The 14850-nt window shown below is 71.8% G+C and carries 12 protein-coding genes and 1 riboswitch; of the genes, 10 read left to right on the forward strand and 2 right to left on the reverse strand.

The genetic code is table 11. The features are described from left to right. Window positions 1-57 precede the first annotated feature (57 nt). Window positions 58-465 (reverse strand): CoA-binding protein, encoded by a 408-nt coding sequence (locus AOK17_RS03685; protein ID WP_055610817.1) that lies wholly within the window; start codon window positions 463-465, stop codon window positions 58-60. 139 nt (window positions 466-604) lie between these two features. Beyond that, the gene (locus AOK17_RS03690) at window positions 605-2455 is read right to left on the reverse strand and encodes a TIGR03767 family metallophosphoesterase (RefSeq protein ID WP_107102290.1); all 1851 of its coding nucleotides are present in this window, start codon (window positions 2453-2455) and stop codon (window positions 605-607) included. Between the two features lie 259 nt (window positions 2456-2714). Beyond that, a riboswitch (cobalamin riboswitch) is annotated at window positions 2715-2901 on the forward strand. Between the two features lie 67 nt (window positions 2902-2968). Here AOK17_RS03690 and AOK17_RS03695 point away from each other — a divergent pair. From AOK17_RS03695 to AOK17_RS03740, 10 genes are all read left to right on the forward strand, one after another. Further along, window positions 2969-4003, forward strand: coding sequence for an ABC transporter substrate-binding protein (locus AOK17_RS03695; RefSeq protein WP_055610818.1), 1035 nt, complete (start codon window positions 2969-2971; stop codon window positions 4001-4003). After that, window positions 4000-5013 (forward strand): FecCD family ABC transporter permease, encoded by a 1014-nt coding sequence (locus AOK17_RS03700; RefSeq protein WP_055610819.1) that lies wholly within the window; start codon window positions 4000-4002, stop codon window positions 5011-5013. Before AOK17_RS03695 ends, AOK17_RS03700 begins: the two co-directional genes overlap by 4 nt. Next, on the forward strand, window positions 5013-5891 hold the full coding sequence (locus AOK17_RS03705; protein ID WP_079052775.1) for an ABC transporter ATP-binding protein: 879 nt from the start codon (window positions 5013-5015) through the stop codon (window positions 5889-5891). The genes AOK17_RS03700 and AOK17_RS03705 overlap by 1 nt, the downstream gene beginning before the upstream one ends. A gap of 108 nt (window positions 5892-5999) precedes the next feature. Continuing rightward, complete coding sequence (locus tag AOK17_RS03710; RefSeq protein ID WP_206190669.1) at window positions 6000-6770, forward strand: hypothetical protein; 771 nt, start codon at window positions 6000-6002, stop codon at window positions 6768-6770. Next, window positions 6767-7324: a SixA phosphatase family protein gene (locus tag AOK17_RS03715; RefSeq protein ID WP_055610821.1), complete on the forward strand. Its 558-nt coding sequence runs from the start codon at window positions 6767-6769 to the stop codon at window positions 7322-7324. Before AOK17_RS03710 ends, AOK17_RS03715 begins: the two co-directional genes overlap by 4 nt. An 81-nt stretch (window positions 7325-7405) precedes the next feature. Then, window positions 7406-8032 (forward strand): YigZ family protein, encoded by a 627-nt coding sequence (locus AOK17_RS03720; protein WP_055610822.1) that lies wholly within the window; start codon window positions 7406-7408, stop codon window positions 8030-8032. Between the two features lie 193 nt (window positions 8033-8225). Next, window positions 8226-10196 carry a serine/threonine-protein kinase gene (locus AOK17_RS47980; RefSeq protein WP_055610823.1) on the forward strand — a complete coding sequence of 657 codons (1971 nt, stop codon included), beginning with the start codon at window positions 8226-8228 and terminating at the stop codon, window positions 10194-10196. A 230-nt stretch (window positions 10197-10426) separates the two neighbouring features. Continuing rightward, entirely contained in the window at window positions 10427-12364 is a 1938-nt protein-coding gene (locus AOK17_RS03730; RefSeq protein ID WP_055610824.1) for an FHA domain-containing protein, read from the forward strand. 110 nt (window positions 12365-12474) lie between these two features. Beyond that, on the forward strand, window positions 12475-13440 hold the full coding sequence (locus tag AOK17_RS03735; RefSeq protein ID WP_055610825.1) for a GNAT family N-acetyltransferase: 966 nt from the start codon (window positions 12475-12477) through the stop codon (window positions 13438-13440). A 176-nt stretch (window positions 13441-13616) separates the two neighbouring features. Further along, window positions 13617-14780 carry an exonuclease SbcCD subunit D gene (locus tag AOK17_RS03740; protein WP_055610826.1) on the forward strand — a complete coding sequence of 388 codons (1164 nt, stop codon included), beginning with the start codon at window positions 13617-13619 and terminating at the stop codon, window positions 14778-14780. Window positions 14781-14850: the final 70 nt, after the last annotated feature.

Here is a 14850-nt window from a genome sequence, read left to right on the forward strand (position 1 = left end):
CCCTGTTCTCCCGTGGGTTCACATCCCGCACTCACCGGCGTCCACCGAAGCGTCGCGTCAGCCCAGGCGCGGGATCTCGATCGCCGGGCAACGGTCCATGACCATGTCGAGGCCGGCCGCGCGGGTGCGGTCGTAGGCGGCCTCGTCGATGACGCCCAGCTGGAACCAGACCGCCTTGGCGCCGATGGCGACCGCCTCGTCGGCGACGGGACCGGCGAGTTCGCTGTTCACGAACACGTCGACGACATCGACGTCGAAGGGGATGTCCTCCAGCGAGGCGTACCCCTTCTCGCCGTGGACCGTCTCCGCCTTCGGGTGGACCGGCACTATGCGCTTGCCGTAGCGCTGAAGGACGCCGGCCACGCCGTACGCGGCACGCCGCTCGTTCGACGACAGGCCGACGATCGCCCAGGTGTCGCCGGACTCACTGAGGATCTTGCGGATCGTTGCCGGGTCGCCGTACACGGTCGGCCTCCTTGGGGTGCGTACGAGGGGTGCGTACAAGGGTCGGGATACGTACGAGAGCTGCTGCGCGCGACAACAGCGAGCGCGGCGCGGTGATTCCCCCACCGCCCAGGACCGGTCTAGCGCCGGGGCCGTGGCCTCAGCGTGACGCGGAGGCGGCCACCAGCAGTTCCACGTTGCGGTCGCCGGGACCGCCCGCCCAGCCCTCGTGGACGCCTGCCGTCATGTCCGTGGCCAGGCCGGGGGCGTTGTACGACAGCTCCCGGTACAGGGAGGCGAGGCCCACAGCCGACAGGTCGGTGAAGTCCGGGTCGGTGCGGTGCGGGGCGGCGGACTCGACGAGGGTGGTGAACAGGGACACCGTGCCGTCCCTGTTGTCGGCCAGTTCGATCACGCGGGCGTGGTGCGGGTAGTCCAGATGGGAGGCGGTGTTGACCTCCCAGAAGGACCGGGCGGGCGTGGCGTGCGCGTGGGGCGTGATCCGGTTGACATGGCTGTGGCCGTTGATCCAGGCGACTACGTTCGGGAACCGGTGGAGCAGGGCGAGGACCTCCGCACCGTCGTGCCGCGGCTCCTCGGTGCGGGCGGCGTCCGGGCGGCGGGTCATGCTCGGACTGTGGTGGTGGCTGAAGACCAGGACATGGGCGTCGTCGGCTCCGGCGTTCCGTACGAGGCGGCCGTCGGCGTCGTACGACCGGGAGCTGTGCACGGCCAGCGTCCGCTCCAGCCAGCGGAGCTGATCCGTGCCCAGCGAGCCCTCGTAGTGGCCGCTGCGGTACGTCGTGTCGAGGCTGATGCCGATGACGTTCTCGGCGACCCGGAACGTGTAGTACATCCGGTCGCCGTCCAGGTTGTTCTCCGTGTAGCCATGGCCGACCGGGCCGGCTCCGCCGAAGGCGGGATCGAGGTGCGCGGCCAGGTAGTCGTGCGGGGTGCACAGCCGGCGCCGTTCGTCGGCCGTCACCGTCCGCGCCGAGGCCGAGTGCCGCTTCAGGATCGCCGAGAGCACCTCGCTCTTGGGGTCGTCGCCGGAGTTGAGCGCCTTGGCGTACGCAGTCGCGTCCGTGGCCGGGACCGACAGCAGCTTGCGGGAGCCGACGGCGAAGTCGCCCAGCGCGGGGGACAGACAGCCGCCGGGGATGTCGTCGTGGTTGCCGACCGTGGAGTACCAGGGGATGTCGAGCCCCGGGCTGGTCACGGGCCGTATCGCGGCATCGAGGAAGCCCGGGATGCGGGGCAGCCCGCGCCGCTTGTCCAGGTCGCGCAGAGCCGCGTCGTCCGGGTGCCAGTAGAGGGGCAGACCGGAGTTCTGGACGCCCTCGTACGCCGACGGATCCCCGCTGTTGGGAGTGATCCTGCCGCCGCTCATCAGCGTCAGGAACCACTCCAGTTCGATCGCGGAGTTGTTGTCGACGTTGTCGCCCGTCGTCATCACGAACCCGGGCGCGAGACCGGTGTGCGGGCCCTCGCCGAGCGCGTTCACCTGCTCCACGAGCGCCACCGCTCCTGCCACCCCCAACGCCTCCTGGGCCCGCCACGAAGCGGGCCTGCGCGACCGCAGGAACTCGGTGCGCAGCGGGTTCTGTACGTCCGTGAGGTGCAGGTCGGTGAACTGCACGAAGCACGCGAGCGGTGTGCGCCGGTCCTGGCGGCCGGTGGCGGCGGGCGCGAGATCCCCGCGTACGACCATGGGCCAGCCGGGGCCCGATACGAGCCGTCGGTAGGTGTCGGCGTGCGCGCGGCCTGCGAGGCGGGCCGTCGTGTCCAGGGTGGTGGCCGCGTACGGGGCCGCGCGTCGTGGCGCCCGGTGCGCCGGCCGGCGGGTGGCGAGGGGCGGCTGCGGGGCGGCGCTCGCCGCGGCGGGCTGCACGGAAGGGGTCGGGCGCTGCCGTGGGAAGAGGGCGGCGGCCCCTCCGGTCGCTCCCGTCGCGACGGCGCCGGACGCGAGCAGAAAGCGACGACGGTTGATGGCGGATGCGGTCCCCGCCATTTCGGTCCCGGTCATGGGGCGGCCCTCCGGTGCCTCCTGGAGATTCACTGAGCGGAACCACTCATTCAGGCCGTGGGGGCAGGGGCGTGGGCAGGGGTGTGGCGTGGCCGTGAACACAGCCGGAACAGGTGGAGCGGCCGATGGGGCCCGTACTGCCGGTCCGTTCGCCGGGTCCGTCGGTAGGTTCGTCGGCCGGTCCGTCCGCCGGTCTGTCCGCGGTCTCTCCGCAGGTCCGCCCGCAGGTCCGAGACACCCGCCGTGATAGCTTGCCGAGGCCAGTCGAACCCATGTACGTGGGTCAGGGAATCCGGTGGAAATCCGGAGCTGACGCGCAGCGGTGAGGGTGACGGGCGTGGCATCGGCCACTGGACCGGCATGACGGTCCGGGAAGGCGCCTCGTCCGGGTGACCCCGAGTCCGAAGACCTGCTGGCGGCCTCCGCGGTCACGCGCCGACGGGGGAGCACCGTACGACCGGGCTCCGCGTTCGAGCCCTCGACGCCTGAGGAACTCCCGTGCCCGTCGCACGTCTTGCCCGTCCCGCTGCCCTCGCCCTGTCCGGGGTTCTCCTGCTGACCGCCTGCGGTTCGGGGGATTCGGGAGACTCGGCCTCCGGCACGGACTCCGGGGCGGCCGTCACCCTCGACAACTGCGGACAGACCGTACGCGTCGAGTCCCCGCCGAAGCGGGCCGTCTCCCTCAACCAGGGCACCACCGAGATCATGCTCTCGCTCGGCCTCGCCGACCGCATGGCCGGCACCGCGACCTGGACCGACCCGGTGATGAAGGGCCTGGAGAAGGCGAACGCGAAGGTCAAGCGGATCGCCGACAACAACCCCTCCTTCGAACGGGTCCTGGACGCCGACCCCGACTTCGTCGCCGCCTCGTTCGTGTCGACGCTCGGCAAGGGCGGCGTGGCCACCCGGGAGCAGTTCGAGAAACTCGGCGTGCCCGCCTACGTCTCGCCCTCCGACTGCGTCGGCAAGGACAACGCCTCGGGCGGCGACGGCGCGCGGACGAAGGCCCTCGGCATCGACGCCATCTACGGCGAAGTGCGCGACCTGGCCGAGGTGTTCGGCGTCGAGGAGCGGGGCGAGCGACTCGTCGCCGACCTCAAGCAGCGTACGAAGAAGGCCACTTCGGGGATCGACGCCTCCGACGTCACCCTCCTCTACTGGTTCGCCAACTCCGACTCGCCCTACATGGCGGGCTGTTGCGGCGCGCCCGGCGTCATCACCCGGACCCTCGGCGCGAAGAACGTCTTCGACGACACGCACGAGGAGTGGCCCCAGATCAACTGGGAGACCGTCGCCGACCGCGACCCCGACGTGCTCGTCATCGGCGACCTGACGCGCAAGTCGCAGACCGCCGAGTCCGCGAAGAAGAAGATCGAGTTCCTGGAGTCCGACCCGGTCACCAAGAACATGACCGCCGTCAAGAAGAAGCGGTACGTCCTGCTCAGCGGGCAGGCGATGAACCCGACCATCCGCACGGTCGAGGGCGTCGAGCAAGTCGCCTCCGCCCTGCGGGAGTTCGGGCTCGCCGGGTGACACGGCCGCGCCTGGGACTGCTCATCGCCGCGGGCGTCGCCCTGCTCCTCCTGTCCGTCGCCGTCGCGATCACCATCGGCCCCGCGGACATCCGGGTCGGCGACGTCTGGTCCGTGGTCGCGTCCCATCTCGGCTGGGGCAGCTCGGAGTTGACCCCGATCCGGGAGGGGATCGTCTGGGAGCTGCGCCTGCCGCGCACGCTCCTGGCGGCCGTGTGCGGGGCCGGACTCGCCGTGTGCGGTGCGGTGATGCAGTCCCTGCTGCGCAACCCGCTCGCCGACCCGTTCGTCCTCGGGGTGTCCTCGGGCGCCTCGACCGGCGCGGTGATCGTGGTCGTCCTGGGTGTCGGCGGGGGGCTCCTCTCGGTCTCCGCGGGCGCGTTCCTCGGCGCTGTGCTGTCGTTCGGGCTCGTACTGCTGCTCAGCCACACACTGGGCGGTGCGACGGACCGGGTGGTGCTGAGCGGGGTCGCCGCGATGCAGCTCTTCTCGGCGCTCACCTCGTTCGTCGTGATGACCTCCGCCGACGCCGAGACCACCCGCGGGGTGCTGTTCTGGCTGCTCGGTTCGCTGAGCGGGGTCGGCTGGACCGACGTCTGGGTGTGCTTCGCGGTACTCGCGGTGACGCTGCTGGTGTGCCTCGGGTACGCGCGGACGCTCGACGCGTTCGCCTTCGGCCAGGACGCCGCCGCGACGCTCGGGGTCTCCGTGGCCCGTACGCGTCTCGTGCTGCTGTGCGCCACGGCGCTGCTGACCGCCGCGCTCGTCAGCTCGGCCGGCGCGATCGGCTTCGTCGGTCTCGTACTCCCGCACGCGGCAAGGGCGTTGGTGGGGTCCGGGCATGCCCGGCTGCTGCCGGTCACCGCCCTCGCCGGAGCGGTGTTCCTGGTCTGGGTGGACACCCTGGCCCGTACCGTCCTCGATCCCCAGGAGGTACCGGTGGGCGTAGTGACCTCGCTGATCGGCGTGCCCGTGTTCGTGCTGGTGCTGTACCGGACGCGGAGGGCGTGATGACGGCGGAGGACATCAAGAGCACTGCCGAGCACAAGCGGGCGGCGCCGGGAGCCGAGGACCCACAGGCGGCACCGGGAACCGAGCACGCACAGGCGGCACCCGGAGAGGGCCTCCGCGCCCACCGCGTCACGCGCACCGCCGACGGCCGGGTCATCCTCGACGGCGTCAGCATCACCCCGGCCCCCGGCACCACCGTCGGACTGCTCGGCCCGAACGGCTCCGGCAAGTCCACCCTTCTGCGCCTGCTCGCCGGCGTCCTCGCTCCCGCCTCCGGTGTCGTCACCCTCGACGGCAGCCCCCTCGCCGAACTGGGCCGCCGCGACATCGCCCGCCGGGTCGCCGTGGTCGAGCAACAGGCCGACACCCAGGTCGAGTTGAGCGTCCAGGACGTCGTACGGCTCGGCCGCACACCACACCGCCGCGCCTGGACCCCCGCGTCCGAGGCGGACGAACGGGCCGTACGCGAGGCGCTGGACCGCACCGGCCTGACCGGACTCGCCCGCCAGTCCTGGCACACCCTCTCCGGCGGCGAGCGCCAGCGCGTGCAGATCGCCCGCGCACTCGCCCAGGAACCCCGCGAACTGCTCCTGGACGAGCCGACCAACCACCTGGACATCCAGCACCAGCTCGACCTGCTGACCCTCGTCACCTCGCTCCCGGTCACCAGCGTCGTCGCCCTGCACGACCTCAACCTCGCGGCGATGTACTGCGATCAGCTCGTCGTCCTGCGCGAGGGACACGTCGTGGCCGGCGGCAGCCCGGGCGACATCCTCACGGAAGAGCTCATCGCCGAGGTCTACGGGGTCCGGGCCGCCGTCACACGGGAGGGCCCCGACGACCGGCCGCACGTGCGCTTCCTGGGCACCGTGAGTTGACCGGCGCACCGGTGAATCGCGCTGGCCGCACCGGTGATTCGCGAACACGTGTCCGGAAATGACGTCAGCCTCCCTGCGCCGGACCCCGCACGCGCCTACGCTCACCCCGTGCTGCGTATCACCGACGCCCGAACCGGCGAGCCCACCGACGCCACCCCCGCCCGCAGGGGCCTGACCCGCGTCGAGGCGCACGTGCCGCGCCCCGACACCACCGGCCTGCGCGTGCTCCTGGTCGCCGACGTCCTCGTACGCGCCCTGGAGATCAGCGGGACACCCGTCTGGACCGTACTGACCGGCACGGAAGGGCGTGCGGAACTCCGGGCCCGCGCCACGGCGCTCGGCATCCGGCCGTTCGAGGACGAGCGGGACAGCGGATCGGGCCTCGGCGAGGCTCAGGTACTGCGTGTGTGCGCTCCGGAGGCGGGGACGGCGGACGGTGCGACCGGGGAGGCCGGGCGCGACGAAGCGGCGAGCGGTCTGCGGGTCGAGGTCGCCCCGGCCGACGCCGACAGCGGAGTGGCGGACGACGACGAGCGCGCCTCGGCCCTCCGCCTCGCCCTGCTCGCGTGCCCCCGCCGCGAACCCCTCCGGCTCGACGAGGCGGCCCTCACGGACGCCGAGGACACCCTGCGGCGCTGGCGCGCAGCCGTCGCCACCTGGGCGACCCGGCCGTCCGGCCCCATCCCCGATCCCGTACGCCAACAGCTGCGCGCCGCCTGGGAGGACGACCTGGACGTGCCCGCCGTACTAGCCGTGCTGCGCAAGGTGGAGACGTCGGGGACCGTCCCGGACGGCGCCCGCTTCGAGACGTACGCCTACGCGGACCGGCTCCTCGGGCTCGAACTCACCCGTGACATCGGCCGCGAGACCCCCTCGTGATCGCGCGCGCCGGAGCGGGCCCGCTGCGCCGCCTGGTCGTCCTGCGGCACGCCAAGTCGGCCTGGCCGGACGGCGTTCCCGACCACGACCGGCCGCTCGCCCCGCGCGGACGTCGCGACGCCCCGGCCGCCGGCCGCGCACTGGCCGACATCGACTGCCTGCCCGACCTGGCGCTCTGCTCCACCGCCGCACGCGCCCGGCAGACCTGGGAGCTGACCGCCGCACAGTGGGGCACGCCGCCTCCCGTACGCCACGATCCGCGGCTGTACGGGGCCGACGTCCCCGAGCTGCTCGAAGCGGTGCGCGAAGTGTCCGCGCACATCAAGACGTTGCTGCTGGTCGGGCACAACCCTGGTCTGGAGGAGCTGGTGCTCACCCTGGCCGGCGACAGCCTCGACGACGCGCTGGACGACGTACGGACGAAGTTCCCCACGTCGGCGATCGCCGTCCTCGTCCGGCACGGCGACGACTGGGGCTCCCTCGGCCCCGGCACGGCACTGCTCACCGACATGATCGTGCCGCGCGGACGGAAGCCGGGGCAGAGCAAGAGGTAGAGCTAGGAGCAGGGCCGGGAGCCGGGGCCGGGGCGGCAGGGGAGGCGATCCCCGCTCGCGTGCAGCGCATACGCTGGCCCGATGCAGGACGAGTACCGCACGGTGGCCCGCGCAGGCGTGCACGAGACCGAGGTCAACCGCTCACGCTTCCTCTGCGCCCTGGCGCCGGCGGCCACCGAGCAGGAGGCCCAGGCCTTCCTCGCCGCCGTCCGCAAGGAGCACGCCGACGCGACGCACAACTGCTTCGCCTACGTCATCGGTGCCGACGCCTCCGTCCAGAAGGCGAGCGACGACGGGGAACCTGGCGGCACGGCGGGCGTCCCGATGCTCCAGATGCTGCTCCGGCGCGACATGCGGTACCTCGTCGCGGTCGTCACCCGCTACTACGGAGGCGTCAAACTCGGCGCGGGCGGGCTCATCCGGGCCTACGGCGGCGCGGTCGGCGAGGCCCTGGACACCCTCGGCACGATCACACGTAAACGCTTTCGTCTGGTGACGGTGACGGTCGACCACCAGCGGGCGGGCAAGGTGGAGAACGACCTGCGGTCGACCGGCCGCGAGGTGCGCGACGTGCGCTACGGAGAGGCCGTCACCATCGAGATCGGGCTGCCGGACGCCGATGTGGAGGCCTTCCGGGGATGGCTGGCCGACGTCACGGCCGGGACCGCCGGCTTCGAACTGGGCGGAGAGGCGTACGGGGACGCATAGGGCCCAGCGCATGGATGCGGGACGCCCGGCCGGACCGGGGCTTTCGAACCTGCCGGGGGCCTCTAAAATGAGCCGACGGCATGACCACCGCGACGTCACAACTTCCCTGCAGCGAGCCGTAGTTCGAGCGTTCGCCCAGGTCCGTGCTTCACGAACATCAGGCGTTTGACCACAATAAGGAGTAGCGGCCCTCATGCCACAACAGAACTCGGCGTCGCCGGACGCGGGTGCCGAACGGCTGGTCGCCGGTCGCTACCGCTTGCTGTCCGTTCTCGGCGAGGGCGGTATGGGCACCGTGTGGCGGGCCCGCGACGAGGTGCTGCACCGCGAGGTCGCCGTCAAGGAGGTGCGTGCTCCTGTCGGACAGACCGCGGCGCAGGTCGAGCGGATGTACACCCGACTGGAGCGGGAGGCCTGGGCGGCGGCGCGCATCAGCGCTCGCGGTGTGGTGACCGTCCACGACGTCGCCACCGACGACGACCGGCCCTGGATCGTCATGGAGCTGGTCCGCGGCCGGTCGCTGGCCGACGTGATCGGCTCCCAGGGCGCCCTTCCGCCCCGGGAGGCCGCCCGAATAGGTACCGAGGTGCTGGACGCGCTGCGCGCGGCGCATGGCGCCGGAGTGCTGCACCGCGATGTGAAACCCGCCAACGTCCTGCTCGCGGACGACGGCAGGGTGGTGCTCACCGACTTCGGCATCGCCACCGTGGAGGGGGATTCCGCGCTGACGATGACCGGTGAACTCGTCGGCTCTCCCGAGTACCTGGCGCCGGAGCGGGCACTGGGCCGGAACCCCGGCCCCGCGTCGGACCTGTGGTCTCTCGGAGCGTTGCTCTACACGGCCGTCCAGGGCCGCTCGCCCTTCCGCCGGACCAGCCCGCTGAGCACCCTGCGTGCCATCGTCGACGACGAGTTGCCCCCGCCGCATCGGGCCGGGCCCCTCGAGTCCGTCATCGAGGGCCTGATGCGCAAGGACCCCGACGACCGGATGTCGGCCGTAGAGGCCGAGCGGGAGCTGCGGCTGGCCGGTGCTGACGGCACCTCGGGCGCCGGCCCGGCCACGCCGTCCGCCCCGCAGCCCGCAGTGGACACCGATGAGCTGCCCACCGCCGAGTCCTCGCTCGGGGAGACCGCACCTACGGCCACGGCAACGGCCACGGCCACGACGGGGGTGCCGGTCGTCTCGGGGTCCTCGCCTGCCCCCGAGAACGCCACGGCGGCCACGGACCCCAGGGACATGGCAGCGACAGCCGACGTTCCCGCAGCCACGGAACCCGCGGCTTCCGGGGCGTCGGCGAACACCGCCCCTGCCGCACCGGAAGCAGGGCCGACGGCCACGGCCGCGGTACCCCCGGCCGAGCCACCCACCGCCCCGGCCGCGATACCCCCGGCCGCGACAGACCCCCGCGCGCCCTACGTCCAGGCGCACCCCTCGCCGCCCGGTGCCGTACCCGAAGCAGGGGCGGCCACCGTCGAACCGGCCGCCCCTGCTTCGGGTAAGGCCGAGTCGCCCACCGAATCGGCAGGCCCGGTGTCAGGGCCCGTACCCACGGTCGTTTCCGCGATGCCCGCCTCGCCGGGGGCGACCGGGCCCGAGGACGCCAAGGCGTCAGGTCCCGGCTCCACGGGCCGTAGACGTCGCATCGGGTACGCGACGGCGGCCGGAGCGGTCGTGCTCGCGCTGCTCGTCGGCGGCCTGATCTACGGGCTCAGCGGTGACGGCGACAGCAGCAAGGGCACCGGCTCGCCCACGGGGCAGGCGCAGGCCCCTTCCACCGGGGCGGCGAGCAGCGGGTCGGACGACACCGACGAGCAGCCCGTCTCGGTCACCGCGACCGGGGGCGCGACGACGTACGCCGGGGACTGTCCTCCGGCGGATTCGCAGGCTCCCTGGTTCACCGCGACCTTCACGGTGTCCGAGCTGCCCTTCCAGTTCTCGTACCGGTGGGTCTCGACGAACGATTCCGTGATCGACCGGCAGTGGCGGACGCTGTCGTTCCCGGACGGCGGCCCCCGTACCCACAAGGAGACGGTGCGGCTGTCGACGTACGCGAAGTCCGGAACCCTCCGCAGCGAGATGGCCGTGGAGATCCGCTCACCGTTCGAGGCGGTGTCCAACTCGGTGCCGTTCTCGGTGACCTGCGCATCGACGAACGGCGGCTAGCCGAACCGGGCGTCAACGTCGGTTCCGTGCAGGCGAGTTGCCTCGCCTGCACAGTCCATACTTCAACCAGTACGAGTTGGGCCGTTGTCGGGTCGATTCGGGCATCATCGGTCGAGTGAGCCCCGCTGGACCGGAGTTCTGTGGGAGTGCCGTACGACTCCCACCCGTAGCGGATCAACCGCAGGGTGCGGTTCCTCTGTCCGCACCCCAGACGTTCGCAAGGAGTTTCTGTGTCGTCGGTCATCGTGGGACGCACGGGTCCCTTCGCCGGTCAGAGCGCGGTGCTGGGTAGCGCTCCGCTGCGATTCGGACGCAAGAGCGACAACGACGTGGTCATCGTCAGCGTCAGCGCCTCCCGTCTGCACACCGAGATCGTGACGGAGGACGGCGCGTTCGTCCTCTACGACCGCAGCAAGAACGGCACCTTCGTCAACGACCGGCCCGTCACCCGTCACGTGCTCGTGCCCGGCGACTCCATACGCATCGGCGACGAGACCTTCCTGTTCGAGACGCAGGAGGCCGTGGAGACGGTCATGGACCTCTCCCGGCTCGACCTGCCCCGTGCCAATGCCTCGGCGAACCCGGGCGAGCTGCGGGTCACGGTGACCGGAGGAGGCCCGGTCGGCCTCGCCTTCGCCCTGCTCCTCGAGGACGCCCTGCCGGGGAAGGTGTCGATCACTGTCTACGACGGCCGGTGGATCAGGAACGGCTCCACCGTGGTCTGGAAGGACGAGACCCACGGCAACAACCGGCGCATGCAGGTCGTCACCGCCCAGAGCCGCCAGTACCTCGCGCTCACCGAGGAGATGCAGTCGGCGCTGTTCGACGCGGGCGGGTTCTCCGAGATGTGGCCCCTGGGACCGGATTCCGTGGAGGGCCGCCCGCCTCGCAACATCCGGATCGCCTACATCGAGGACCAGCTGCTGGCACTGGCCAACACCAAGTCCGCGATCCGTCTGGTGCCGAAGCGGTTCGATCCGTCGGAGCAGCAGCAGCGGCTCTCCCAGGAACACGTCCTGGTGATCGCCGAGGGCGGCGGGTCGCGCACCCGCGAGCACTTCGCGGACCGTTTCGGCGCGGCCGACTCCTCGATCTACTCCCTCGACGGGGAGCACCTTCAGGACCTGGTGCTGGGACTGCGGGTCAAGTCCCAGCTGTCGGACCCGATGAGCGTCCTGCTGACCGTGGCGCAGAACCGCTTCCTGCTCAACTCGCTGCGCGGCGAGGGGTTCCTCAACATGAGGCTGACCCGCGAGGAGGCCGGCGCCGTGATCGGCATCGACCCGGTCCGGCAGGTCTTCGAGGAGTGCGTGGCGGCCCGGCCCTGCCTGATGAGCCGCCACGAGGAGAACGAGTTCGTCTGCCCGACGCACGGGACCCTGTTCCTGCCCGCCCTGCTGCGCGGCTCGCCGCTGTGGAAACGGATCCAGGAGGGCCTGAAGATGTTCGGCGTCGACCCGGACGATCTCAGCGCCATCACCTCGTTCCGCCTGGACATGGTGCAGCGCCCCCGCTTCACGGCCCAGCTCAGCCGCCCCACCGCCAAGAGCACCGGAACGTACGGCTTCCTGCTGGGCGACGCGGCCAACGCCATCCACTTCTGGCCCGGGCGCGGCCTCAACAGCGGCCTGGCGTCGGCTGTTTCCCTCGCCCGCTCCCTGAGCCGGGTCTGGCAGGGCCGTCCGCTGCGCGACGCCGACTTCATCCGGCACGAGGCGGCGATGTCCATGCTCCAGTACCGGCACAAGAGCCGGGCCTGGAACGCCATGGTCACCACCGACGAACGAGGCGTGACCCGTGCCATCAAGGACATCATCGCCGACAGCATGGAAGGGGACCGGGGCGTCGCCGAACCCGACGCCGAACGGTCCGATCTGGATCTCCTGCTGGACCGGATGTGTGCGATCCGCGACCGCCTCGCCCCCCGTCTCCCCGGAATGCCCAGCGACGTGGAACTGCGCGGCCACCTGTCCACCCTCGCTCCGTCGACCCTGCGGTCCCTGCAGGAGAGCGGCGCCTGGGACACGCTGATCGTCGGCGGCGAGGAGGCCGACATCGACATCTTCTACCAGTCGGACGCCCCGGTCTACGTCGGCCGCCCCATCGATCCGCGCACCGCCGGCCAGACGGCAGGACCGCGGCAGTCGGGGGCGCTCGACCCGGCGTGACGCGGCCGAAGAAGGCGGGCCCGGAAGAGCCGGGCCCCCTTCTTCGGTTCGTACGGCACGCCCCGAAACTCAGATGTGCGCGGCCCCCCGTGACGCCTATCGTGCCGTCCATGAACGCGACGCCGGCCTGGCGGCCACTTGTCCTGGACGACGCCCCGGCCCTGGCAGAGCTGTTCGCCGCGGTGGAGGCGGTCGACGGCACCGACGAGCACTACGATGCCGACGACCTCACCGAGGAACTGGGTGACCCACACCTGGAACTGGCCCGGGATTCCGTGGGGGTGTGGTCCGGTGGCGAGCTCATCGGCTACGCGAAGGCGACGGCCCTGCCCCACGCGACCGACCTGCACCGGGTGTACGTCGAGGGGGCGGTGCGACCCGACACGCGCGGCCGGGGCATGGGCACCGACCTGGTGAACTGGCTGGTGACCCGGGCGACGCAGCAGCATCGCGAGCGGTTCCCGGACCTGCCGAGCGAGGCGCACATCCAACTCCACGCACCGAACACCGCCCAACGCGACCTGTACCGGCAGGCCGGGTTCGAGGAGCGGCGCTGGTTCTTCGACATGCGCCGGCCGCTGGACGGCGACCCGGTCCCGGCGACGACCCCGGCGGGCGGGCTGCGTGTCGTCCCCTTCACCGCGGCGTACGACGACGCGACCCGGCTGGCGCACAACGAAGCGTTTCTCGACCACTGGGGCCACATCCCGACCACCCCGGACCGGTGGCGTCACCAGAGCACCGGCGCCCGGTCGTTCCGGCCCGACGCGTCGTTCCTGGCACTGGACGGGAACGAGGTCGCCGGCTACCTCATGAGCCACGAGTACGACTCCGAGACGGCGATGTCCGGCATCCGCGAATGCTGGATCGACAGGCTCGGCACCCGGCCGGCCTGGCGCGGCACCGGCGTGGCCACCGCGCTGCTCACCACCTGTCTGCGGGCCGTTCAGGAGCAGGGCTGCCGCAGGGCCGGCCTCAACGTGGACAGCGCCAACGCCACCGGCGCCCTGGGCCTGTACGAGCGGTGGGGTTTCCGCACCCGGCACACCTGGATCGGGTACGTACGGCCGCTGTAGCGGTGGGGCGGTTCCGCGGCCGTCCGGGGCACCGGATGCCGGTGGCAGATCGAGGTCTGTGATGGATCAGGTACTGACAGGCGTTAGCGTGGTTGCTGCTGAGAGCGAGGACCGTGCTGGTCCGGTGCTGAGTCCAGGGGCGACATAGGGGGAAATATGCGGGTCGGAGCAGCTTCTTGAGAATTCTGCACACTTCCGACTGGCATCTGGGCCGGGCGTTCCACCGGGTGAACATGCTCGGTGCCCAGGCCGAGTTCATCGGTCACCTCGTCACGACCGTGCGTGAGCGCGAGGTGGACGCGGTGGTCGTCTCGGGGGACGTGTACGACCGTGCGGTGCCCCCGCTGGCCGCGGTCGAACTCTTCGACGAGGCCCTGCACCGGCTGGCGGACCTCGGCGTGCCCACGGTGATGATCTCCGGGAACCACGACTCGGCACGCCGCCTCGGCGTCGGCGCCGGACTCATCGACCGCGCGGGCATCCATCTGCGGACCGACGCCTCGGCATGCGGCACACCCGTGGTGCTGGAGGACGGCTTCGGCGAGGTGGCCTTCTACGGACTGCCGTACCTGGAACCGGCGCTGGTGAAGGACGAGTTCGGCGTGGAGAAGGCCGGTCATGAGGCCGTGCTCGCCGCCGCCATGGACCGGGTCCGCGCCGACCTCGCCTCGCGCGCGCCCGGCACCCGTTCCGTCGTCCTCGCCCATGCCTTCGTCACCGGCGGCGAGGCCAGCGACAGCGAGCGGGACATCACGGTCGGCGGAGTCTCCGCCGTACCGGCCGGGGTCTTCGACGGCGTCGACTACGCCGCGCTCGGGCATCTGCACGGCAGCCAGACCATCACCGAGCGCGTGCGCTACTCGGGATCGCCGCTGCCGTACTCCTTCTCGGAGACGGACCACCGCAAGACCATGTGGCTGGTCGACCTGGGAGCCGACGGCTCGGTCGGGGCCGAGCGCCTGGACTGCCCGGTGCCGCGCGCCCTCGCCCGTATCCGGGGGCACCTGGAGGATCTGCTCGTCGACCCGGAGCTCGCCCGGCACGAGGAGGCGTGGGTCGAGGCGACTCTCACCGACCCGGTGCGACCGGCCGACCCCATGGCGCGGCTCAGCGAACGCTTCCCGCACACGCTCAGCCTCGTCTTCGAGCCCGAACGGGCACCGGACGACCCCGAGGTCTCGTACGCCCGGCGGCTGGCCGGCCGCAGCGACCAGGAGATCGCGGAGGACTTCGTGGCCCATGTGCGCGGCGCCGGACCCGACGTGCGCGAACAGGCCGTGCTCCAGGACGTGTTCGACGCCGTACGCGCCGACGACACGGTCCGTGAGGTCGCCCGGTGAAGCCTCCGTACGAGCCGGCGGGCGGAGCGGGCCCCACGGGTCCGGCGGGAACCAGCGGTCCGGCGGGACC

The sequence above is a fragment of the Streptomyces phaeochromogenes genome (assembly GCF_001418655.1).
GTDB lineage: Bacteria > Actinomycetota > Actinomycetes > Streptomycetales > Streptomycetaceae > Streptomyces > Streptomyces phaeochromogenes.